Genomic DNA, 1,187 nt, shown 5'->3' with positions numbered 1-1,187 from the left:
GCCAACATGGCGTCGTTGCTAAAGCCCTTGGGAGGGGTTGTGAACTTGATTGGCAGCGCCGTCGGGGCTGTCCGATACGAGTTAGGCAACATTGTTAGCGCAGCTTTCGACCAATTACTCAAGATATTGGGCGCAGCCTTTTACCAGTTTTGGATATTTATTCAAGGCTACCCGGCGTTATGGAGCATTTTCGTTACGGTCGGCACTTTTGTAATCATAGGCGCTTGGGTAGCACTAGTTTTACTTTTTATTGCAACAGGTACTCCCATTCCGATGTTCTTCCCGATCTAACAGACGCGCTCTGCGTTGCGGCCTGCCTCTTGGCCCTGGCCGGACATCGCCATCACCACCAGCGTCCACGTCCGGGACAACCGCGACGGCACCTTCAAAGCCGAGACACGCCTCGTCGTCGGCTAGACGCTGCCCGACCACGAACGTGAAAGGTTCGGCGAAGGAACGATGGAGAATCCAACCCTCGCGACCAACTCGTTGGGCGTCGATCCGACTGCGCGAACCTCACCGACCGCGCTGAGGGGGGCGTCATCTCAATACCCACGCCCGGCATTAAGCAAAACAAGCCACCATGGCCCGTATAAAGCAACACTTAAAAGAAACAGTAGCAAAAAGGGTACAATCGCTAGCAACATTAATAAAGATGTAATCATCGTTATCAATGTCTCTATTCCGGCTTGAATATTTGTTATCACATTCGCTATTAAATCGCTCATCGTGGACTGGGCGGTTGTGGCAGCAGCGGCAATCGGGGCCCCAATTGCTGTCAAGGGCTTGATCAGCGACGCCATGTTGGCGGCCTCCGCGCCGGCATACGCGCCGGCACTGGTGGTCAGGTGCTGCACAAATTGCTCCTGAAACGCCGCCGCCTTCCCGGCCAGCGCGTGATAGTCCTGGGCGTAACCGGAGAACAGATGCGCGATCCCCGCCGACACCTCATCGGCGGCAGCGGGGCGCACGAAAAGTGTCGAGGGCCCCGCTGTCATATGCGCAGCGTTGACCGTTGAACCGATACCCGCCAAATCCGTTGCCGCCGCCTCTATCAGCTCCGGTGTCGCGATCACCGCAGACATCTTGATCCTCCCGCCCGGTCTCTTCATCGACTCATCGGTAGGACAGGATCTTCACCGCGAGCCGGCAAATCCAAATAGGGACTTTCGCCCTCTGTGGTCGGG

General features: G+C 56.6%; 2 protein-coding genes. One reads left to right on the top strand and one right to left on the bottom strand.

Features of this window, described 5'->3' with window-relative positions; translation table 11 throughout:
• Positions 1-291, top strand: a 291-nt coding sequence (locus A5706_RS13245) for a hypothetical protein (RefSeq protein ID WP_231984910.1), incomplete at its 5' end; no start/stop codon positions are given.
• A 254-nt stretch (positions 292-545) separates the two neighbouring features.
• Here the strand turns inward: A5706_RS13245 and A5706_RS13240 are convergent.
• Entirely contained in the window at positions 546-1,085 is a 540-nt protein-coding gene (locus tag A5706_RS13240; RefSeq protein ID WP_068131231.1) for a PE family protein, read from the bottom strand.
• Between the last annotated feature and the right edge of the window lie 102 nt (positions 1,086-1,187).

This window comes from Mycobacterium sp. E796, from assembly GCF_001672815.1.
Lineage (GTDB): Bacteria > Actinomycetota > Actinomycetes > Mycobacteriales > Mycobacteriaceae > Mycobacterium.
This window is presented reverse-complemented; position numbering and strand designations above follow the sequence as displayed.